Here is a 21,854-nt window from a genome sequence, read left to right on the forward strand (position 1 = left end):
TTGGTTTTTGCCTAAGAAAGCTTGTCAGTCGTGCATGCTTATTCCTATGCACCCCCATAAATATCATCGGTTGTCGGCAACAAGGGCAAGGTCGTATGGCTTGAGTTTTAGTGGTGTTTTCGAGCGGCGCAAACACGGTGTGTAGTGGCCAATTGAAATTGGCCACAGGTTTAGAGCTTATCCATACTTTGGGTAATCTGAAATGCCATGATTACCCAAAGTCCTAACACGAAAATGTCCAGATATGAGTTTGCAAGAGATACGCTTTTAGTTGTAATAAAATGACAATTCATAATTATAGTATCTAAGTGCTGTTCCGATTTGTCAGACTATGGGTACATTTTATGTCAGAGTATGGTTATATCTTTTCGGTAAGTTATTGAAAGCTATAAGCTGCCTATGTCAGACTTTGCATCCAGCGACACTTATGTTGTTTTAAGCATAAGTCTGCATAATGATAAATAAGTATGCAGACTTCGAACTATAAGTTTACATAGTGTAGTGTTTATTTGTCGTTTAACTACAGCAGTTATGCTTAATATCGCACGTCATCACCTAAATACAATTGCTAATGTGCTTTGTTAGTCGCTAAGTCCTCGTCAGCGAGTTGGTTGATGATTTGAGCGTTCAATAGCCTGATTAACCTGTGAAATCAGTTGCTGTTTTTCAGGTTCAATTAGCTTCATTGTCGTTCGCACACGTTGGCTTGCATAATTCGGATCGATTCGATACCAGTGTGTTAATACCCTAAGCAGTAAAGCTGACTTTAATGGGTGATTGACCATATTTGTGGCAAGTTCAAAACTGACTTCAGGCTGTTGGCTCACACCAAAGTAATCAATATAACTGCGTATAGCCTCATTTTTTAATCCACCGTCCAAGGTATTAATCCACTCAACAGCATTGGCTGCATCAGAAATGGGCCAATGTGTCAGTAAGCTATAAACCAACTTGGTTTGCAGCACTTCTGGATATTGATGAATGGCGTCTATGCTCGCTTGGTGCTGCTGTTTGCTCAGCTGATTGGCAATCGAGATCATGGCATTTTGGCTAATGGCTTCATTTATATGGTCGTTGTCAGAGAGGTATTGCATTACCTCAAGGGGAGCCAGTTGTGACCAAGCATTGAGTAATGACTGAGTTGCCTGTTGTTTTGATAAGTCGTCATGGATGTTATCAACCCAAAGCAGTGCTGCTTCAACATCTTTATGGGTAAGGTGGTTAATATAATGAGCAATAATACTTGGCATTACATCAAATGCGGGCAAGGTGAGGATCATTTCGCCTGCGCCTAGTTCATCCTCTTGCATATAACGCTGCAAAACCGGAGAGTAGTATTCACCGAGTTCGTTAGTTATTGGTTGTTGTTGTAGCCATTGTAAAACTGCGTGAATATCGTGATTACTCCACTGTTGTAGTAGATTTTTGATAATCGGTGCACGTTGCTCAAATGAGGCAATCTGGTTTGCTTGCTCAAGCCTGGTAATAAAATTGCTTGTTTGTTGGTTTTTGCTGGCTTGTTCACTTGTTTGTTCAGCTTGTGCCAGCAAGCGATTATTTGTATTTGCTACAGGTTTATAAGATTGTAATACGCCTGCCTTTGGCTCATCTAGTCGCAATTCATGGAAGCCTTTTGGCGGTTGCTGTTGTAGTAAAAGGCGACCGAACAAGCTCAGTGCAGTTGTCATTAGAGCCAAAATGATGATGTTGTGAGTGGTTATGTTTATCGTCACTTTTTCACCTTTTCTAGTTATCACCATAATATCCTCATCGTCATTGAACGGGGTTAGTAAACAAGCTTATTGACTGCATACATAGACTGATCGAGTTTATGTAACAATAAGCTTGTAACGGTTTGGATAGGTGTGTTTAGTGCAATATTAAGTCGGTTAATTAACCGTAATATTGACCGTATCTACCTTACCTTTATTTTTGGTTTTTACTGTAATGACAGCATTACCCCGTTTACGCGCGGTAACAATGCCATTTGAGTTAACCACGGCAACAGTGGAATTACTTGATGAATATGTGACTATTTTATTGGTGGCGCATTGCGGCAATACCGTAGTATTCAGGCTAACAGTTTGGTTTTTAGCAAGCACCTTAGAAGCTGGTGTGACTGTCACCCCTGTTACCGGAACCCAAGTAGTAGGGCAGTCATTACCATTACCAGGAACGGTCGGTTCGGTTGGCCCAGTACCACCGTTGGTTTTAAACCATGTTCTAACGTAGTCAACTTCCATTGAGGTTGGGTAACCGGCAGATGGTCGTTGATCTGATGGATAGAACTGGTTACATCTAAATTCAGTTAATGGAGCACGTAATCCCTGTGACAGCGTTAAGTTCATCTGACGATGCCAATATTTATTTTCTTTAGTGGCGATTTCTTTACCATCGACATACCAAGTTATACTGTCTTTAGTGACGTTTACACCATAAGTATGAAAGTCGTTGCGAGGATCATAAGGCAGAATTATTTGATTGTGATTAAATGGCACTTTTAACGGGCGTTGCCAAGTTGGCTCACCATTAATGACTACAATGTTGTGTAGGTCATGATCTGATTTTCTAACTTCATTTTTTTGGGTTAATTCAACCACATCAATTTCGCTGTATTGCACATCGCCGTCTTCAGTCAGAGTGCGATCAATCGTGCTATACATCCAAAATGCAGGCGATACACCAGGGTAAGTACTTGCGCCTTTAATTCTTGCTTCGTAATAACCGTAATTACCCGTTGCACGTGATTTAGCTATGCCTGAGGTGTAGTACAAAGGGTAGTTAGGTACTTGTTTTTTATTACAACCATCCCAGAAAGTACGGGTGTGATTTTCACGTCGAGTCGTTAGAATCAGCTTGCCCCCAGAAACAATAGCATTACTGTCACGCCAAGACCAAACGCCAAAGTTTTCAGGTTGAAAGTTCCATTTTGCAGAGTCTTTATTATTAAACTCATCAGATCGTTTGGCTTGTAATACCCAAGTTTCACCTGGTTTAGCAATAGGTGGTGCGCTAGGCGCTGCGGCAAAGCTGTGTAGAGAGAAAAGGCTGGCGATACTGCATGTGAATACCGTTAACTTTCTAAGTTTGTTCATAAATAGTCCATTTATTTACTAGTGAAAAATAATGTCAGCCCTTACTTTTTGGCTTCTAAGGGCTTATTTTTTACAAGGGGAAACCGTCAACTTCAGGCTGCTTTCTCCTTTGTATCAATTGAGGCAGGGCTAACTGACAACAGTGCAAATAAATGGGTCATCGAAATGGCGACCTATGTTTACAAACAGATATACTAGCGAATTGATATAATCAATGAAAACATATGATGTATGGATTCGCAATAGTGCATTGAGCTATTTTTGTACAAAGCGAGCATAGCTGAGAGGGGGGGAGATGCTTAGATTGCCATTTATTGGTGATGAATGCGCTAATCAAATCAAAATAGCGTCTTCATTAAAGAGTTGCCTAGAATTAAATGATGTTACATGGCGGATAATTCGTGCTGATAAACACGTTGTTATCAGAGCTGGAAGCTTATAAAACTCTCTCGATTAAATATCAATCAAGCCAACTGGCTAAATCCCACGACCGAATTCGGGCTGCTTTTTCATGGTCCAGTAGCGGCACTGTAAGAGCAGACCAAATACTGTCAGTATTTACAAAAGCGACGACAGTACTTCGCTTCAAGTTGTCAGTATTTTCAATAAACAGGCTTTTGCAAACCTATACCAACTCAGTAAGGCACATAATCTCATTAACCTTCCCGTATTTAAGCATGGACAGCCTTGTACTGGTTTAAACTCGGCCAATATCAGCTAAATGTGCCGAAATAGCATCCAATCTTTCCAATTTAGTAGACTCCCAAAGTTAACGACTATTTAGTCTGGTGAACTAACTTGCGATATACCAAAAGTTATCGATGTTATTGATTAATAATGGGTGGCTAGTTTTCATATTAATAATCAACTCGTTATAAAGTAACTTAACGCTTCTTCTACATGCTTGGACAAAACCGCTACAGCATCACGATGCCACTTTTGAATTGATGGCGTTATTAATCATATGAAAAGATACTACTCAAAAATTTAACAAATAGCATACAGTCTTAAACATATGATGTATATTAAGGAGTGATGTTATTGTATTGGCACAGTCAGGATGATGTCGGCATGGGCCCATTAAAAAGGAGATGATTTTGAAATATCACTTTAAGGGAGCAATTTTAGCTCCGCTAGTTTTGTTGGGTACAGCATGCAGCCAACAAGTTCAAACACCAAATGAAGCTATACAGGTTGTTCAACAAGAGTTGTCTTATGAGCAGCAAGCGCGCGTAAAAATAGATACCTTGAAAACAATGATGCAGCGGGCTAAATCGAACAATATTGATATCGCTCGAGAAGAGACCATAATTTGGTTTGCTGAGCAATTCTTGATATTCGCCAATTGGGACGAAGCTAACCCTCAAGTCATTGCTGATGCATTCGGCTATGAACGCTATTATGCCGAAGATAAACATCAATTGGCCGCAGATTTACCTGACTTTGAAAGAAGAAAGGTCATAGAGATACTTGATGCTGGTATTGAAGCTTTAGACAAAGAGCTGCGCGGAGTGATAACGCGTCGCCCAGTCAACAAAGTCGACTGGCAAGGCACAACCGCTGGTGAAAACATGTTTATTAGCAAGGGTAAGCCTATTTTCCCTTATGATTATTTTTCAAAAACTGTTGGCCAACCGCTCACAAATACTCAAATCTATAATGACCATTTAGGTGCCTTATACCATGGTGGGCAAAACCTTTATGAGGTTGACCATGACCGTGCGATTAATTCATTTTTGCTGAAAGAAGATGGCACATTTGATCAAAAGTTAATGAAAGAACTGACGCAAATTCCTGATACGAACATCGGCTTTTTAGTCTATTGGATCATGGGGATTCCTGAATGGGTAGAGAAAAGAGAACCTGAAGTCCGTAAAGGGCGCTCTCTATTTACAGGTTTTGATGTTGATAACCCATTAGCTCGGGAGGTTTGGAGTCAGATTATCCGTGAAACTGCCAGGCTAACAAAAGGCAAGAAAGTGACGGAATTAGGCTTTGTATTGGCTAATGAACCTCATTGGTTTTCTGAAAAAGGGCATTGGACAAATCGTTTTAAAGAGATGAATGATATTTCGTCATATACTTTGGCAAAATTTCAAACCTGGCTTGATAACAAGTACGCTGGCGATATTTCGCGCTTAAATGAAAACTGGAACACCCAATTTAAAACCTTTAATGATGTCACTGTCGAAATCCCGATGGATACTGCTTTAAAGGGGACACCGCTTTGGTATGACTGGATGCGTTATAACATGGATCGCGGAACGGATTGGTTTACCTTTATGCAAAACGAGTTACATGCCGTTAATCCAGATGCCGACACCCATATTAAAGTAATGCCTCGTATGTTTATGGAAGATAGTCGCTCAGGTGGTATCGATACGGAGGCGTTGGCTGAACTGACCACCATGGTTGGTCATGATGCTAAGTCATTTGGTAGTGCCAATATTAGGCCTGGTAAATCATCTGACTGGTTAGAAAAGTATGCTTATTATTGGCGTATTGTGAGTATGTTTCATGATTTTATGGAGTCGGTAGCTCCTGACAAAATTAACGTTAATTCAGAATCACACTTTTTGTCTTCAGGTCAATGGCGTGACTTAGATACCCGCACTAGTTATGTACGCAGTGTTTACTGGTTAGCAACGCTTCATGGTATGGACGCCAATATGGGGTGGTTTTGGGCTCGTGACCCTGATGGCTCACCAGAAGATCGTTTAGAAGGTGAATTAGATTTCTTTGATCCCGGCCTTGCTGGGGCTTATGCTGGTTCAAATAATATGCAGCCACATGTGACTAATGAAGTCACGCAGGTGATGTACGACTTAAATAGTTTCTCTGAAGAAATTGTTTCCTTACGTGAGCAAAAGCGCCCAGTCCGTTTGTTCTATTCTGAAACTTCAGCCATCAATAGCGATAAGTATATGACACAGATGTCAGAGTTTTACGAACAGTTCTATTTTGAAGGTTATCCTCTTGGATTTGCCACCAATAATATTATTAGAAAGCAAGACCATAGTCTGTGGGATACTATCGTAGTCTATAACAATCGTTTTGTGACTGATGAAGAGTTTGAGACGTTGCAGTTCTATCTTGATAATGGCGGCACAGTCATAGTTGATACACCAGCGAGTTTATCGTTAAACGAATATGGCCAAAAACGTAAGGCTAAGTTGGTTAGTGGTAAGGGCAAGTTAGTAGAAGCTAACACCGATGACATAGCAAAATTAGCTCAGTTAACTATGGGGACATTGGATGATTCAAGTTTGCCTCAGATCATATTGAAAGAAGAGAATGGTAAGCCATTTAAAACGACTATGTGGCGAGTTGTACCGCAGCAAAATGGTCGCTATTTGGTCAACATTATGAACTTAGGCCATGAAACCGTTTCTCTCGAGTTGGACTCTGCTAATGGAAAAGTTGTCAAAGTTACTGATTTGATGACGAGTAATGATGTGTCTCCTCGTTTTGAGCTATCTAGTGAGGGTGTGATGCTGGTTGAGGTCACGATTCAGTAGTCCTTTTATGGCTAGCCTTTTTCTTATGCTTGGAGAGGCTAGTCAAATTTATAACGTGAAGCAGTAAGTAATGTTAATCAGCGTAATAGATAAAACCATTTGCTTATAGTTTTACCTTGTTAGGCTGCTAAATTGACTCTAATGACGTGGATGTCGCTTCAGAGTTAAAGGCTTTGTTATCCCGAGTAGAGGTTAAGTATCCAAGTTACTATTTCCTCTCCGAGCTCCACTACTTTCTCTGTTAACTCAATTGCTTACAAAGATGTGTAAAAAAGGCCACAAAACGTATGTTATTGTGGCCTTTTGCTTGGGGATTGGGTTTACCACTTAACTGGCATAAATACCGTCATTTCAGCTAGTCCTCGGTTACTCCATGCAAAGTAAGGAACTAATTGGGTATTAACACTTTCCCAGTTAGGTTTTGTTAACGCACTATACATAGAGTCTGTTTTTGTATTTTTGCGCAGTAAAAGCTCAGCGTTAATTGTCGTAATACCACCAAGTAAATCGTCTTGATGATTGACCTCAAGTCTAGTGTCACCGTTTACATACACGTCTAAAATTTTAGTGCTTGCCGGTAAATCTGGTGTTTCAATACAGTAAACGATAGGGCCACGTTTAACCGCTACCTGATTACGTACTTCTTCTATACGCGGGTGTCCTTCAATAAACGTGGCTTCCATAGGGATATCGATAATGACCACATCTCCAGCTTGCCAGTTGCGGTTGATTAAAGCGTAAGTTGCAGGCGTTGTTGCAATATTTAACACTTCCCCATTTACAGTGATGGTTGCACCTTGCGCCCATCCTGGAATACGCAGTGCGATTTCAAAGGCTTGTTCACGACATTCTTCAACCGTTAGCTTAACTAAACCTTTCCACGGGTAGTCTGTGTCCTGGGTTAGTTTGATTGATGAACCATCTAACATTTGGCTATTCAATTGGTTGCCACCGTACAGGTTCACATAAACACCATTGTCCGCCATGCTGTAAGCCCAACCTGAAAGGTTCGAAATAGTACGAACTAAGTTTGGAGGACAGCAGAAACAAGCCAAGTAACCTTCGCGATTTGGTGTTTCTGTTACGTCAGCATGCGCGTCATAATCACGTGTATTGTGGATCATCCGTAGTGGGTTTGCGTAAAAATAATCTTTGCCTTCATGACCAATACCCGATAATCCGCTGTTATGCATGACCAATTCGATGATATCTGCATACTTGGCTTGGCCATGGATACCTAACAGGCGGAAACTAAACATGGCATTACATAAATTGGCGCAGGTTTCGTTATAAGCTGTAAGGTTTGGCATCATATAGTCATCAATGAAGCCTTCTTCAATCATGTCGCGGTTTACTGATGCACCATAGTGAGTTTGACCAACGGCTCCGGTTGCATACATTTTCTTTTGGGTCACACTTTCCCATAATCGATCAAGTGCTGTAATGAGTGCGTCTTCGCCTGTTTCCGCATAAACGTCAGCTGCACCAGCGTAGTAGTACAGTGCTAATACCGCATGGCCTACAGGTTCGGTTTCTTCTCGAAGTGGCGTTCTTTCCTGCACCATATCGCCAATTGGGTACCCAACGGTTGTGGAGTCATGTTTGATTTCATAGGTTCCGCGACGGTCAATAAACTTCTTCGCAAGTTCCAAATATTTCTTATCACCAACCGTTCTATAAAGCTCCACTAATCCCATAATTTGTGTTTGGTTAAAGCCAAAGCGTTGGTAGTGTTTGGTGTCAGGGAAGAAGATGGTATAAAGCAAGTCTGCATGCTTGAGAGCTATGTTTAAAAAGCTACGCTTACCGGTTAAACGATAATGAGCACAAGCTGTAATAAGTAAATGACCTGTGTTGTACATCTCATGGTACTTACGGTTTGAATAACGCTCTGCATCTTCATCAACTTTTAGTTGGATTTGGGTCTGCAAGTAACCGTCGGGCTCTTGAGCTTTGCCAATGATTTCAATGTACTCATCTAGCTCTGCCAGTACTTTTTCATCTTTAGACAGGGCATAAGCATAGGTTTTTGCCTCTAGAAACTTGTAGAAGTCACCATCATGCCAATACATGCCTTGGTGTTTACCTTCTTTCATTCCTGCTGCAATTTTAAAGTTGTTTAAGGCATGGCCGACATCACCCGTTAATACATCCCCCATATAAGGGACCATAACGTCGATAGCTTTTTGGGTTTTATCGGCCCAAAAGCCAGTTGTCCACTGACAATCGCCAAAATTAGTGGCTTTAAGTTTCACGTGCGGGCTTTGAGCATTACCGACAATCCCCTTGTCGTTGGTATTACGAGCATTCATGTTTTACCTCTTTCTAATTCTGCTTATACAGGAGCATCTGTAAGTAGTTATGTTTATTGTTTTACATCAATATACGACAGCGTATAAGGCTGACTATGTTGTGTGTTCTTAATTCCTTTGCCTTTCATTAAATCAAAATTAGATATCACTAATTTTTCGTGATAGATAATTAAGTCCGCGGGTTGGTCAATTTGCCCGTTTGCCCCATTGTTGTCTGGGTAATCAGCAATGAGTTTTACCTCAGCAGTAGGGGAAACTGAAAAAATTTGATTAGAGCCGAAACCGGCAACATAAAGCACATCATTAGCACCGAAAACCATTCCATCTATTCGAGCTGTATTAGGTAGGGTAGCGAATAAGTTAGTTTGCTCAACTCGTCCTGAGGCAGATAACTTAAGGCGATATATCTCTCCATCCCCTAGGTTACCAGCATAAAGGTCGCCCTGAGAGTTGAATACAATACCATCAAGACCTATCTGAATAACTGGGTTTTGAGTTTCTACCGTAAAGATAATCTGAGGATCTTCCAACGTGTTTGTCACTTGTAAATTGCGTTGATTAGCGTCAAATCGGTAGATTGCACTCGTCATTTTGGTGGACTTTACTTTAGGCATGGTCAGTTGTGTTACATAAACCCCACCTTGATGGTACCTAAGCCCATTAGGGTTTAATCCAGAAGCAATCACTTGAGTATCAGTTAGTTGCTTGTCACTAAAGGTGAGCTTGAGAATACGTCCTTGCTTTACTCCCCTAGCATCTGCGACATAAAGTGCACCATGCTCATCGTAAGCTAAGCCCATTGGATTTGCTTTTTTTGTCAGCCCCAATCTTGGGACTGTCGTGAGATGACGAACACTCCCATCGGGCTTCAATGAGAAAAGCTCCCCTTGGAGTTGGTTGTTGGCATAGTTAGGGCAAGATAGCGTTAAAGAACCATCTGGAGCGATGGCAAATGCATCAGGTGTTGGACAGTTGTTGGGTAACACACTAAAAGGTTTAGCAGCTTGAAGGTTATGAACTTTAGTGCCATCTGCTTGAGCATGATTACTTAATAATATGATGACTGTGCAATAAAAGCACAACAACAGGAAGTTGTGGCAGTAGTCTTGGTGCTTTTGTTTTAGTTGACTCATTGCAAAATGCTCCCTAATTAAAATGTTGTAGATTTGCTGCTTGTATTTAACATATTTTAAACATACTATGTTTAAAATAATATTATGTATATAGGTTGGCAAAAAATTATGCAAAAAAGTCAGTATGCCAATGTGACTAGGTTTTCAATGATTGCAGCGTTTGGTGGTTTCATCTTTGGATTGGATGCAGCAAACATTTCAGGAGCATTGCGCTTTATTAGTGCACAGTTTGGGCTTGATGCTATTCAGCAGGGGACTGTTGTAGGGTGTGCACTGCTGGGGGTTATCGTCGCGCTGTTCTTCACTGGTACCTTATGTGAACGATTTGGTCGAGCGAAGGTTTTACTGGCGATTGGATTAACGTACTCGTTATCTTCAATAGTCTCTGCAAGTGCCATTAGTTACGAAATGCTCGTTGTAGGGCGGTTTATTGGTGGTGTAGCTTTTGCCTCTATTACTGTGTCAGCAATGTATATTGGAGAAATAGCACCTGCTGAAACCCGGGGCAAATTTGTTTCGGTGAACCAATTCATGATTGGTTTAGGCTTGTTACTTGCTTTTGTGATCAATTATTTCTTAATTGAGTTCATGGACAGTGTCGCCTTTTTAGACCACCACAATGTCTGGCGTTTTATGCTGGGTGCTGAGTTAATTGCCAATATAATCTGGGTTGCTTTGTTGATGACGTTACCAGAGTCCCCTCGATGGCTAGTTAAAAAGCAGCGCACCGATGAAGCTAGAGTGGTTTTTGCAAGAATTAGCCCTCCGGAACAAGTTGAACCATTACTGCTACAGGTTAACAAAAGCTTTTCAGAGCAAACCTCTCAAGACACTGTTAGTCAACTGAAAATACTGTTCAGTAAGCGTTTACGATTTGTTCTTTTGCTGGCGACCGCCTACGCAGTGGTGCAGGGGGCGACGGGTATGAATGCCGTATTGTTTTTTGCACCTATGGTGTTTGAACAGGTCGGTATGAGTGTTGAAGACACATTCTTGCAAACGACTGTCATTGGTGTTGTTGGTCTGGTTTCTACTTTTATTGCGATTGGCTTTGTTGAGAAACTTGGACGCCGAACGCTGACACTTGCAGGATTGGTTTTGGTCGTAATTGCTCATAGCTCGACATACTATGGTTTTAGCCAGGCAAGCTATCAGTTTTCTTCTGATGCGATAGAGCAAATTAGTGCAGCGCTTGCGAAGGAAGATATCGACTCTAAAGTGCTGGTAAAACTAAAAGGTCAGCATTTTGATTCAGATGTAGCTTTAAAAAGTGCACTCGCTGACTTGTTTACGCCAAGTGAGTTGCCTTTAGTTACAGGTCCGATAATTAACGCAACACAGCAAGGGATTAATGCTGGGGCAGTACTCTTTGGTATTTTTGCATTTCTAGCCGCTTTCAACCTATCTATTGGTCCAATCATGTGGGTCGTCTTTTCAGAAATATTCCCTAATTCAGTTCGAAGTGTCGCGTTGCCTTTTGCTGCGTTAGTGCAAACGGTTTCATCCTGGTCGATTCAGCAATTCTTCCCTTGGCAGCTCGACAACATGGGGGTTGCGAGTATTTTTGCTCTGTACGCAATGATTGGATTGATTGGGACAGTAGTGATGTATTTCACTTTACCTGAAACCAAGGGCAAAACGATCGAAGCTATTGAGATGGATTTAGCTAAAGCATAAATGTCAGTTTTTTAATTGTAATGGAGCTAAAGCATTGGGTTTATCAACACTTAATGAAACTACTTATTTGATTATCGATTGGGGCACCACCAATTTTCGTGCTTTTGCGATGGGTGAGCATGACAACTGTATTGAGCTGCGAACATTACCTTTAGGCTTGCTTCAGGTTCCTGATGGTCAATTTGGTTCATCCCTTGCTGAGGTACTAGAAGCTTGGTTAGGTCGTTACCAACACTTGCCAATCTATATGGCTGGAATGGTGGGGTCGCTAAAAGGGTGGATAAATGTCGACTATGTTTCTACTCCTGCTAGTGCCGCGCTACTTAGTCGAGGAAAACACAGCTTTCAGCTTCCCTGGGGAGTAACCGGGACTATTTACCCCGGTATCAGTCATCAAACAGACAAGCAGTATGATGTTATGCGCGGCGAGGAAGTACAACTCCTTGGCTTGTCATTATTGACTCAAAAAAATGAACTATCAGCCATCTTGCCTGGAACACATTCCAAGCATGCCTGTATTGATCGTCAACAGATAGTGGACTTTAAAAGTTACCTAACAGGTGAAGTGTTTAGTTTATTGATCAATCACAGTTTGTTGGGCAAAGGGATAACGCTTGATGATGAGTTTGAAGAAACAAGTTTTTTAGCCGGGGTTGATGATGCCCAGCAAGGGGAGTTTACCCATCAAATTTTTCTTGGTTGGACGCATCGTTTGTTTGGCAAACTATCAGACTCTCAAGTGGGAGATTACCTTTCCGGTATGTTGATAGGCTTTGAACTAAAACAAACGTCACAGCCATTTTATTATCTTGTTGGTAACCAAAAGATGTGTGAACGCTATCAATTTGCATTAAATCATTTAGAAAAACAGAGTGAAATAGTCTGCGGTGATCGTTGTTTTTTAGCCGGTATGATTGCACTGAAACGTGAGGAAAAACATGTATACGCCATTTGAACTGTCCAAACAGTTTCCACTTATAGCCATTATACGAGGGGTAACACCGGCTACGTGCCTTGATGTAGCAGAAGTACTCATTTCACAGGGTTTTACTATGATTGAGGTTCCGTTAAATAGCCCTGATGCATTGATTAGCATTCAAAAGCTGGTCGATAAGTATGGTGACAAGTATTTGATTGGTGCAGGGACTGTGACGTCTGCTCAGCTCGCTTATGAGGTGATTCAAACTGGGGCGAAATTGATCGTTACGCCAAACGTCAACTCGAAAGTGATTCAGATGGGGGTAAGTGCTGGTTGTGCAGTTTTCCCCGGAGTCGTTACACCGACAGAAGCATTCGATGCATTAAGGTACGGCGCAACAGGTTTGAAGATATTCCCTGTTAACGCGCTGGGGCACGCAGGGCTATCTGCTTTAATGTCAGTGCTGCCGGAAAATACGTTATGCTATCCAGTTGGCGGCATTGAACCCAATTCAAACAGTATGAGACCCTATATTAAGCTAGGCGTGTCTGGTTTTGGGTTAGGCTCATCTTTATATAAACCAGCTATGGAGCTGGAAGAAATAAAAAAGAATGCAGAAGCATTCATCAGTAACTTTAAGCATTTAAAGGGTGAGTATGATTCAGGTTTAGTAAACTAATTGATACTAAGACAGTGCAATTTGTTACGTTGTTGATATAATCATACAAGACAAGCATCTGATGTTTATGTTGTTATTTTAACAACGAACTTAAGGACAATGACAGCCACGATGAGTGAATTAGTATATTACGACTTAAAACGCGCAGCAAAAATGACACCAAGCTTGTCGGTTCAGGTAGCCAGGGAGTTAGGCAGAAGAATCGTGGCAGGCTCCTATGAGCCAGGGGCCTTGCTCGACGATGAAAATGCGTTAGCGGACCGTTTTCAAGTGAGTCGAGTTGTAATCCGAGATGCGGTTAAAATCTTAGTTGGAAAAGGTTTATTAGATGTTCGTCGGGGGATTGGGACAAAGGTTCGCCCTCGTAATGAGTGGATACTCTTGGACGATGATGTGCTTGCTTGGCATGTTACCGCCACGCCAAGAGCTGAGTTTATTAATCAATTAATGGATGTTCGGTTAGCTTTTGAGCCTAAAGCCGCGAGATGGGCTGCTGAACGTGCAACACCGGAAGATATTGCCGAACTTGAAAATGCCTGTATTCGAATGGAGCAAGAAAGTGGCTCTGTGGAGAAGTTTATTGTTGCTGATGCCCTGTTTCATAAAGCCATGCTACGGGCGGCTAACAACGAATTTTTAACGGCGATGGAAGGAGTGATCTATTCTGCATTATTAGTCAGTGTACGAATTACTAATCAAGACCCAAGAAAGAATAGTGACTCTGTACTTTTTCATCGCGAAGTCTGTGACGCAGTCAAGACTGGTGATGCTGATAAAGCTGAAATGTTAACGGAAAAACTTCTAAATGATGCCATTAGGCGGTTAAAAGAAAATTTTGATGTTTAGCGTTTTTAAAGGCCTCTTTTGAGGCCTTTTTTGTATCTTTAAATCGGCATAGTTCGCTATCTGGCTTAAGCTTCTTGAGTTTATAGCTCAGAGGCTTTTGGTTTTAATGTTTCGCACTACCCTATTCCTACTATTTGCGCCCAGGTTAAATTTATGTTGCGTAATAAAACATCATATGTTTACATAGATTGTATGTGGTGAGTTTGTGTTGAGTGGTATTTTGAGTCCGATACTCATCTTCATTTATCCTTAATTTCGGGAGTGGGTTAATGTCAGCATCAAATAACGGTCGAATATGTGCGTACTTCTCAAAACGATATATTTTGAAGGTTAGTGCAGTATTGTTATCGCTTATCCCTTGTATCTGCTCAGCTACCGATAAAGAGCAGACAGTTCGACCGAACGCCAACGTGTTGGTATTGATGTTTGATGATATGCGCTTTGACTCGTTTTCATATCGCAACGGCCCAGTTTCGACACCTAATATTGATCAACTAGCCTCTGAATCGACTCGATTTGATAATGCCATGTCAACAACTGGACTTTGCTCACCATCTCGGGCGGCTTTTTATACCGGAAGGTGGGGGCATAAAACCGGTTTAGATGACAATGTTGAGTTGTATTCAACTCGTTTAGCCGAGCTGGATTTAAATGAGGGTGGCTTATTACGTAGAGCATCTGAAGCAGGTTATTTAGTTGGGCATGTAGGCAAGTGGCACTTAGGTGCTAGAGGGACGGAGTTACGAGGGGCGGAAATCGATTTAGCGCATGGGCACGAGCCAAGAGAGCGATTTAGTCGTGTATATACCCCTTATGCCAAAGTGCCTCAGGTACAAGGTTACTATGAGGGGAAGCTAGATGAAAACGGCGAAAAACACGAGTACTACAAAACCTTAAAAGGAACTTATAAAGACACTGAAGCATACAAAAAAGTCACTGCTGGCAAGAAAATGCTGCGCCAAATGGCAAAAGATGAAAGGCCATTTTTTGGCGTGATAAGTTTTAATCAGCCTCACCCTGCCTATCGAGTACCCGAGCCATACGCCAGCATGTATGACCCAAGCACCTTGCAGCTGCCTGAAAATCACCTTGCTAAAAGAGTTAATAAACCACTGGCACAAGATGGTGTTTGGTGGCCCTGGCATGACGTTGGTCATATGACTGATACCGACTGGCGTAAAGCCCGCAGCTTTTACTATGGTGCTATCGCCATGGTTGATCGAATGATTGGAGAGCTTATTCAAACTGCCAAAGAAGAAGGGATTTATGACGATTTACACATCGTCTTACTTGGCGACCAAGGGAGCATGTTAGGTGAGCATCGTTTATATGATAAAGGCCCATACGCTTACGATGAACTGATGCGAATGCCATTGTTAATCAAAGCGCCTACCCTCGCTCCACGGACTATTCATCGACAAGTGTCGCTATTGGATATTACTCCGACGTTGGCCAATATAATGGGACTAGCTAGTGATGGCGATGTAGATGGTCATGACCTATATCCTTTAATGATGCATGGAGATAAAGCTGAGAACGGTCTGCAGGATGTCGCATTATATGCTTACGAGTGGTACAACGGCGCATGGTTCGGTATTCGGGCAGTGAGAACGCCTGAGTACAAATTTGTTTGGAATCCTGGTGATAACCGTGATGAGTTATATGACTTAAAGAAAGATCCTGGTGAAGTCACCAATGTGATTACAAACAATGCCTATCGACAGATACGCAAGCAAATGGTTGAACTTTTAATGTCTGAGCTTGAGCGTGTCGATGACCCGTCAGTAAGCAAACTTAAATATCATGCCAAACCTTATTTAACAGCTACTAATCAATAATTAGATTAAGGAATATCTGACCATGAAGAAGTTAATTGTTTCGTTGTGCATACTCCTGCTGAGTCCCTGCTCATTAATGGCTGCAGAGTCTCGACCTAATATTCTGTTAGTACTTACAGATGATCTAGGTTATGCCGATGTAGGGTTTAATGGGGCTACAGATATTCAAACCCCTAGCTTAGATGCGCTTGCTGAAGGGGGAACAAAATTTACATCGGCTTATAATGTTCATCCATTTTGCGGCCCAAGCCGAGCAGGTTTGATGACAGGCCGATACCCTCATAAGTTTGGTGCACAGTTTAACTTACCTACAAGTAGTCGCTCAGGTGGATTAGGGGTTCCGACAGATGAGTTATTTATTAGTAAAGTCTTGCAAGACGCTGGCTATTACACTGGTGTTATAGGTAAGTGGCATCTCGGGCAAGCTGAACCATATCATCCTAATAATCGTGGCTTTGATGAGTTTTATGGTTTTTTAAATGGTGGACACCATTATTTGCCTGAAAAGTTTTCAGAAATGTACTCTAGGCAAGCTAATCAAGGGCTGGAACATGATATTTTTCAATACCTTCGCCCATTAGAACGCAATGGTGTAGAGGTGGATGAAACCGAATATGTAACTGATGGACTCTCTCGTGAGGCGGTTAAGTTTATTGAAGCTGCCGCTAAAAAACCTCAGCAACCTTTCTTTCTCTATCTTGCATACAATGCGCCGCATACTCCTATGCAGGCAAAAGCTGAAGATATGGCGAAGTTTTCTAATATTAAAGACAGAAAACGCCAAGTCTATGCCGCAATGGTTTATGCAGTAGACAGAGGAATGAAACAGGTTGTAGATAGCTTAAAAGCAACGGGACAGTTTGAAGATACCTTGATTGTATTTTTAAGTGACAACGGTGGAAAACCCTCTACAGGAGCCAGTAACTCCCCTTTGATGGGGAAAAAGGGAGATGTTACAGAAGGTGGCTATCGCACACCTATGTTCTTTCACTGGCCACAACAGATTACTAGCGGAGAAACATATACTCACCCAGTGACTACGTTAGATTTCTTCCCTACTTTTGCCAGCATTGCTAACGCACCAATTTCGCCCTCCAAACAACTTGATGGAAAAGATATCTTTCAGGCCGTGAAATCATTGCAACCTGCAAGGCAGGGAGAAATGATTTATGCCGTTAGACATCGTAAAGGTTATTCAGAGATAGCTGGTCGAAAAGATAACTTCAAAGCGATTAACACTAAGGGTAGTTGGCAGCTGTTTGATGTGGATAAAGATCCTGGTGAAACGAAAGATATTAGTAAGCAATACCCAATGGTGTTGCGAGAAATGCTAGCTGAGATGGAAGCCTGGTCTTGGACACACACTCAGCCAAGGTGGTTTCATATTCACAAAGAAGGTTTTGAGTGGCGAGAAGCATCTATGCCACGATTTCATGAGAGCTTCCCACCGCCTGCAGGCTGATGGTCTTTGCAACAATTTTCGTTGCAAGCAGCGCAATTGCGCTGCTTTTTTATTTCTCATTTTGCACTTCAGAAAATCAATACAGGTAGTCGCGGTGAATAGCGACTAGCAGTACAGTCTGTCGTTAGACATATTCCCCTCCCTTTGCATGAACTCCCTTGGATTGAACATTTGTTATTTTTTTGTTTCGCTCGTGTTGCGATCTTAAACATCATATGTTTAAATAGTTAGTATAAGCAATTAGGTATGATTTGGGCTGATTTGTAGGTTACTCCCTTATCTAGCAGGAATTCAGTATGAAAATAACATGCATAAAAACGCATCATGTACGTAGTGAACTAGATAAACCATTTGGTTTTTCACAGTGGTCATACTCAGAACGTAATGTGCTTCTGGTTGAAGTTATTACTGATAGCGGCTTATCGGGATGGGGCGAGTGCTATGGCCCTGCTGCTGTTATTCAAGCTTGTGTAGAAAAGTTTTACGCCCCTCGCCTGATTAATGAAGACGCTATAGCAACAGAGCGTTTATGGCATTTCATGTGGCGCTCATCTTTGGATTTTGCTCGCTCTGGCGTAATGATGGCAGGCATGTCTGGTATTGATATGGCGTTATGGGACTTGAAAGGTAAAGCGTTAGGGCTGAGTGTCAGTGAGCTAATGGGAGGACGTTCTAGAGCAAAGGTCCCTTGTTATGCAACCGGCATGTATTTTCAAGATATGGCTGAAGAAAGTTTGATTGCCACGTTAGTTGAGGAAGCATTAACCCATGCCGCTAGTGGCTTTAAAGCGATGAAGATTAAGATCGGTAAGAATGTGGCATTTGATAAGAAGTTAATTGTCGCGATGCGACAAGCAATGCCAGATATGGTTTTAGCAGCTGATTCTAATCATGCGTATGACTTACAAGAGGCTGCTTATATAGCCAAAGTGCTTGAAGATAACTGTTACGAGTGGTTTGAAGAACCGTTATCGCCAGAGCATCCAAATTTATTTAAGCAGTTGCAAGCTCAAACTCGCGTTGCGATTGCCACTGGAGAATGCGAGCAGACTCGCTACGGATTCAATCAGCTTATTCGTCAAGGTGGGGTGCAGTTAGTGCAGGCCGATCTTGCGTACTGCGGTGGACCAAGTGAAGCGATAAAAATTCGCAACCTAGCGTCAGCAAACGGTATCAACATGATCCCACACGTATGGGGAACACAACTTAACCTAGCTGCTGCTACGCATTTTCTTGCGACAAGTTATTCAGAACCAGGTAGAGGCGAAGCTAAGCCGTTACTGCTTGAGTATGACCGGACAGAGAACCCATTGAGGGATGAGCTTTTTAAAGTAAACGTAGAAGTACACCAGGGTGAGGCTAATGTGCCGACAGAGGCTGGACTTGGTGTAGAAATTGATGAAAATGCTTTATCTCATTTCACAGTTTTATCAACGGAAACAAAATAGTATGACTCAATATTCAATGTTAATAAACGGCGAACTAGTTAGCTCTCAACAGCAGTTTGATGTAGTAAATCCAGATACTGGAGAAGTTATTGCGCAGGTTCCAGATATTGATCCTATGCAGGTTCAAGATTGCCTAAAAGCGGCTTCTGAAAGTTTTAAAACCTGGTCTAAAACATCGTTGGCAACCCGCGAAGAATTGATCTTGCGCTATGTTGACATTCTAGAGTCAAATAAAGATGAAATCGTTGATATTTTAATAAGTGAAACTGGCAAACCAGTTGATAATGCTGAATATGACTTTGGTATGTTAGTGACTTGTTTGCGTTTCTTTGTTGAAGAAATGAAGCGAATTGATCAGCCTGTGATTCAAGACCCAGATGGTCGTTTTCATCACTTTATCAAACGACAATCATTAGGTGTAGTGGTGGGCTATCTTGCCTGGAACTTCCCTCTATTGAACTTCGGTTATAAAGTGGCGCCAATTTTGGCGTCAGGTTGCACCGGTATTATTAAGCCTTCACAGGTTACACCATTAGCGACACTGCGATGTGCAGAATTAGCACTTGAAGCAGGGTTTCCTTCTGGTGTTATTAATGTCATCTCAAGTAACAATTATGATGTGACTAATCCACTCCTTACTAGCAAAACGCCTGCGCTATTCACCATGATTGGTTCCACCTCTGCTGGCGTGAGAGCAATGCAGACGGCTTGTACCAGCGTTAAACATTTCTCGGTTGAGTTAGGTGGCAATGCGCCAGTGATTGTTTATGACGATGCCGAGCTAGACAAAGCCGTCACTGACATTATTGATTTAAAGTTTGCTAATAGCGGCCAGGTATGTGTATCACCGAACCGCTGTTTTGTTCATGAATCCGTTTATACCCAGTTTATTGAAAAAGCCAAACAACATGCCCAAGGCATTCGCCTGGGAGTTGGGCGTGAAGAAGGCCGGATCATGGGACCTCTAATGAGTGACAAAGAGCGCCAGCGTATCTTGGCCTCTATCGAAAACACGGTAGCTCAAGGTGCCAAGGTTGTCATGGGTGGTGGTATACCAGAAGGCAAAAGTGGCTTTTATCTACAGCCAACAATTTTGGCTGACTGCACCGATAAAATGGCGCTGACTTGTGATGAAATCTTTGGCCCTGTACTAGCTGTTATTCCTTTTGGCGATTCAGATGACGTTATTTCTATGTCCAATGATTGTGATCTTGGGCTTGCTGCCTATGTGTATACCACCAACCTCCAACGAGCGATGACCGCCGCTGAGGAAATTGATGCCGGTAGCGTTTGCATAAATGAAGTGCATTACGGTGTGCAATTGCCTCATGGTGGGCTCAAGCAAAGCGGAGTCGGCAAGGACTGTTCTAAGTACAGTTTACATGAATACCTAACCAATAAACGTGTTTCCATTCTTATAAATAATTAGGTCAAAAAAATGAGTAAATTAACTGCTGCTTTGATGCTGCTGGGGCTGTGTTGTTTTTCACAAATGGTGAGTAGCGCTGAAGAAAAGCCAAATATCGTTTTGTTATTTGCTGATGATGCCGGTTATGCCGACTTTGGCTTTCAAGGTAGTAGTGTCATGCAAACACCTAATCTGGATGCATTAGCCGCTAATGGTGTTAAATTTACTCAAGCATATGTATCAGACCCTACCTGTGGGCCTTCGAGAGCAGGTTTGATGACGGGGCGTTATCAGCAAAGGTTTGGTTTCGAAGAGAACAATGTGCCTGGTTTCATGAGTGAAAACTCAGCTCATGATGGTAGTGAGATGGGGATTCCCTTATCAGAAAAAACCATTGCTGATCATTTAAAGCGCCAAGGCTATAGCACTGCGTTCTATGGCAAGTGGCATTTGGGAGGCGCTGATAGGTTCCACCCTCTAAAGCGTGGCTTTGATGAATACTATGGGTTTAGAGGTGGCGCGCGCAGCTATTTTGCTTATGACAGTGTTAAAACGCCTCCTAGCAAGCTGGACCTTATGGAGAGAAACTTTGGTGTATTGAAAGAGCATCAAGGTTATCTAACTGATGTGCTAGCCAGTGAAACTAACGCATTTATTGAAAAAAGCGTTAAAGCAAATAAGCCATTTTTCGCTTTTGTTTCGTTCAATGCTGTTCATACGCCAATGGATGCAACCGAAGAGGATCTTGCTCAATTCCCATCACTAACGGGAGACCGTAAAACGGTAGCCGCGATGACCTTAGCGCTAGACAGGGCGTCAGGCAAGATTATCGATAAGCTTAAAGAGCTTGGAGTCGCAGACAATACACTTGTTGTGTTTACCAATGATAATGGTGGACCAACAGATCGTAATGCATCAGACAACTCACCATTAAGTGGCAGTAAATCAAACCACCTTGAAGGTGGAATTCGCGTACCTTTTGTGGCCTCTTGGCCAAGTAAGTTTGCAGCCGGTTCACAATACGATTATCCAGTTAGCTTACTTGATTTATTACCTACCTTTTATGCCGCAGCTGATGGCCAAATAACTGAGTTGTCAAATATTGATGGGGTCAACTTACTGCCCTATATCGCGGGGGACAATAAAGCACGTCCTCATCATACCTTGTACTGGAAAAAAGATGTACGAGCAGCTATTCGAGTTGGCGACTGGAAACTAATGCGTTTCCCTGATCGTCCTGCACAACTTTATTACTTACCAAATGACCAGCAAGAGCTGAATGACCTCGCCGCGAGTGAACCTGAACGGGTCAAGGCGATGTTCAAAACCCTTTTCGATTGGGAATCAACGTTAGAAAGACCGCGGTGGTTACTGAAGCGAAAGTTTGAAAATTATGACATTGAACGAATGGATAGATACCACCGTAAGTAACATTGGGGGCGTGTGGTATCGCTTTGAATTCATTCACTTATAAACGTTTATCTAGCAGTACCGGGTAAATATAAAATAGTTGGGCGAC

At 42.1% G+C, this 21,854-nt stretch carries 14 protein-coding genes and 1 pseudogene; 10 read left to right on the plus strand and 5 right to left on the minus strand.

Going from position 1 to position 21,854, the window contains the following annotated elements; translation table 11 throughout:
• The 3 genes and pseudogenes from AB4160_RS16220 to AB4160_RS16230 all read right to left on the minus strand — a co-directional run.
• Positions 1–136, minus strand: a pseudogene (locus AB4160_RS16220) (IS91 family transposase); the annotation flags it as partial.
• Between the two features lie 463 nt (positions 137–599).
• Positions 600–1,733, minus strand: coding sequence for a hypothetical protein (locus tag AB4160_RS16225; RefSeq protein WP_133126426.1), 1,134 nt, complete (start codon positions 1,731–1,733; stop codon positions 600–602).
• Between the two features lie 156 nt (positions 1,734–1,889).
• On the minus strand, positions 1,890–3,095 hold the full coding sequence (locus AB4160_RS16230; protein WP_102520062.1) for a family 16 glycosylhydrolase: 1,206 nt from the start codon (positions 3,093–3,095) through the stop codon (positions 1,890–1,892).
• Between the two features lie 1,091 nt (positions 3,096–4,186).
• On the opposite strand from AB4160_RS16230, the gene AB4160_RS16235 reads away from it, so the two are divergent.
• Positions 4,187–6,613 (plus strand): alpha-amylase family protein, encoded by a 2,427-nt coding sequence (locus tag AB4160_RS16235; RefSeq protein ID WP_303414505.1) that lies wholly within the window; start codon positions 4,187–4,189, stop codon positions 6,611–6,613.
• A 320-nt stretch (positions 6,614–6,933) separates the two neighbouring features.
• Here AB4160_RS16235 and AB4160_RS16240 read toward each other — a convergent pair whose 3' ends face one another.
• Positions 6,934–8,925: a glycoside hydrolase family 127 protein gene (locus tag AB4160_RS16240; protein WP_102520060.1), complete on the minus strand. Its 1,992-nt coding sequence runs from the start codon at positions 8,923–8,925 to the stop codon at positions 6,934–6,936.
• Positions 8,926–8,978: 53 nt separating this feature from the next.
• Positions 8,979–10,058 (minus strand): SMP-30/gluconolactonase/LRE family protein, encoded by a 1,080-nt coding sequence (locus tag AB4160_RS16245; protein WP_102520059.1) that lies wholly within the window; start codon positions 10,056–10,058, stop codon positions 8,979–8,981.
• A gap of 108 nt (positions 10,059–10,166) precedes the next feature.
• Here AB4160_RS16245 and AB4160_RS16250 point away from each other — a divergent pair, with 108 nt between their 5' ends.
• The 9 genes from AB4160_RS16250 to AB4160_RS16290 all read left to right on the plus strand — a co-directional run bounded on the left by AB4160_RS16250 (position 10,167) and on the right by AB4160_RS16290 (position 21,766).
• Positions 10,167–11,735 carry an MFS transporter gene (locus AB4160_RS16250; protein WP_102520058.1) on the plus strand — a complete coding sequence of 523 codons (1,569 nt, stop codon included), beginning with the start codon at positions 10,167–10,169 and terminating at the stop codon, positions 11,733–11,735.
• A gap of 34 nt (positions 11,736–11,769) precedes the next feature.
• The gene (locus AB4160_RS16255; RefSeq protein ID WP_198589313.1) at positions 11,770–12,690 is read left to right on the plus strand and encodes a 2-dehydro-3-deoxygalactonokinase; all 921 of its coding nucleotides are present in this window, start codon (positions 11,770–11,772) and stop codon (positions 12,688–12,690) included.
• Positions 12,674–13,333 (plus strand): 2-dehydro-3-deoxy-6-phosphogalactonate aldolase, encoded by a 660-nt coding sequence (locus AB4160_RS16260; protein WP_102520057.1) that lies wholly within the window; start codon positions 12,674–12,676, stop codon positions 13,331–13,333. The genes AB4160_RS16255 and AB4160_RS16260 overlap by 17 nt, the downstream gene beginning before the upstream one ends.
• A gap of 111 nt (positions 13,334–13,444) precedes the next feature.
• Entirely contained in the window at positions 13,445–14,179 is a 735-nt protein-coding gene (locus AB4160_RS16265; protein WP_102520056.1) for a FadR/GntR family transcriptional regulator, read from the plus strand.
• Positions 14,180–14,448: 269 nt separating this feature from the next.
• The gene (locus AB4160_RS16270; RefSeq protein ID WP_102520055.1) at positions 14,449–16,017 is read left to right on the plus strand and encodes a sulfatase-like hydrolase/transferase; all 1,569 of its coding nucleotides are present in this window, start codon (positions 14,449–14,451) and stop codon (positions 16,015–16,017) included.
• A 22-nt stretch (positions 16,018–16,039) separates the two neighbouring features.
• Positions 16,040–17,479, plus strand: coding sequence for a sulfatase (locus AB4160_RS16275; RefSeq protein ID WP_102520054.1), 1,440 nt, complete (start codon positions 16,040–16,042; stop codon positions 17,477–17,479).
• 296 nt (positions 17,480–17,775) lie between these two features.
• The gene (locus AB4160_RS16280) at positions 17,776–18,927 is read left to right on the plus strand and encodes a mandelate racemase/muconate lactonizing enzyme family protein (protein ID WP_102520053.1); all 1,152 of its coding nucleotides are present in this window, start codon (positions 17,776–17,778) and stop codon (positions 18,925–18,927) included.
• Between the two features lies 1 nt (position 18,928).
• The gene (locus AB4160_RS16285; protein ID WP_102520052.1) at positions 18,929–20,356 is read left to right on the plus strand and encodes an aldehyde dehydrogenase family protein; all 1,428 of its coding nucleotides are present in this window, start codon (positions 18,929–18,931) and stop codon (positions 20,354–20,356) included.
• A 9-nt stretch (positions 20,357–20,365) separates the two neighbouring features.
• Positions 20,366–21,766: a sulfatase-like hydrolase/transferase gene (locus AB4160_RS16290; protein WP_102520051.1), complete on the plus strand. Its 1,401-nt coding sequence runs from the start codon at positions 20,366–20,368 to the stop codon at positions 21,764–21,766.
• Positions 21,767–21,854: the final 88 nt, after the last annotated feature.

The sequence above is a fragment of the Shewanella sp. 10N.286.51.B8 genome, assembly GCF_041469325.1.
GTDB lineage: Bacteria > Pseudomonadota > Gammaproteobacteria > Enterobacterales > Shewanellaceae > Shewanella.

Bases quoted from the DNA above. Each gene is read 5' to 3' on its own strand.
- AB4160_RS16290 (WP_102520051.1), top strand. From the start codon at position 20,366: ATGAGTAAATTAACTGCTGCTTTGATGCTGCTGGGGCTGTGTTGTTTT.
- AB4160_RS16270 (WP_102520055.1), top strand. From the start codon at position 14,449: ATGTCAGCATCAAATAACGGTCGAATATGTGCGTACTTCTCAAAACGA.
- AB4160_RS16265 (WP_102520056.1), top strand. From the start codon at position 13,445: ATGAGTGAATTAGTATATTACGACTTAAAACGCGCAGCAAAAATGACA.
- AB4160_RS16240 (WP_102520060.1), bottom strand. From the start codon at position 8,925: ATGAATGCTCGTAATACCAACGACAAGGGGATTGTCGGTAATGCTCAA.
- AB4160_RS16245 (WP_102520059.1), bottom strand. From the start codon at position 10,058: ATGAGTCAACTAAAACAAAAGCACCAAGACTACTGCCACAACTTCCTG.
- AB4160_RS16230 (WP_102520062.1), bottom strand. From the start codon at position 3,095: ATGAACAAACTTAGAAAGTTAACGGTATTCACATGCAGTATCGCCAGC.
- AB4160_RS16275 (WP_102520054.1), top strand. From the start codon at position 16,040: ATGAAGAAGTTAATTGTTTCGTTGTGCATACTCCTGCTGAGTCCCTGC.
- AB4160_RS16260 (WP_102520057.1), top strand. From the start codon at position 12,674: ATGTATACGCCATTTGAACTGTCCAAACAGTTTCCACTTATAGCCATT.
- AB4160_RS16235 (WP_303414505.1), top strand. From the start codon at position 4,187: ATGATTTTGAAATATCACTTTAAGGGAGCAATTTTAGCTCCGCTAGTT.
- AB4160_RS16285 (WP_102520052.1), top strand. From the start codon at position 18,929: ATGACTCAATATTCAATGTTAATAAACGGCGAACTAGTTAGCTCTCAA.
- AB4160_RS16250 (WP_102520058.1), top strand. From the start codon at position 10,167: ATGCAAAAAAGTCAGTATGCCAATGTGACTAGGTTTTCAATGATTGCA.
- AB4160_RS16280 (WP_102520053.1), top strand. From the start codon at position 17,776: ATGAAAATAACATGCATAAAAACGCATCATGTACGTAGTGAACTAGAT.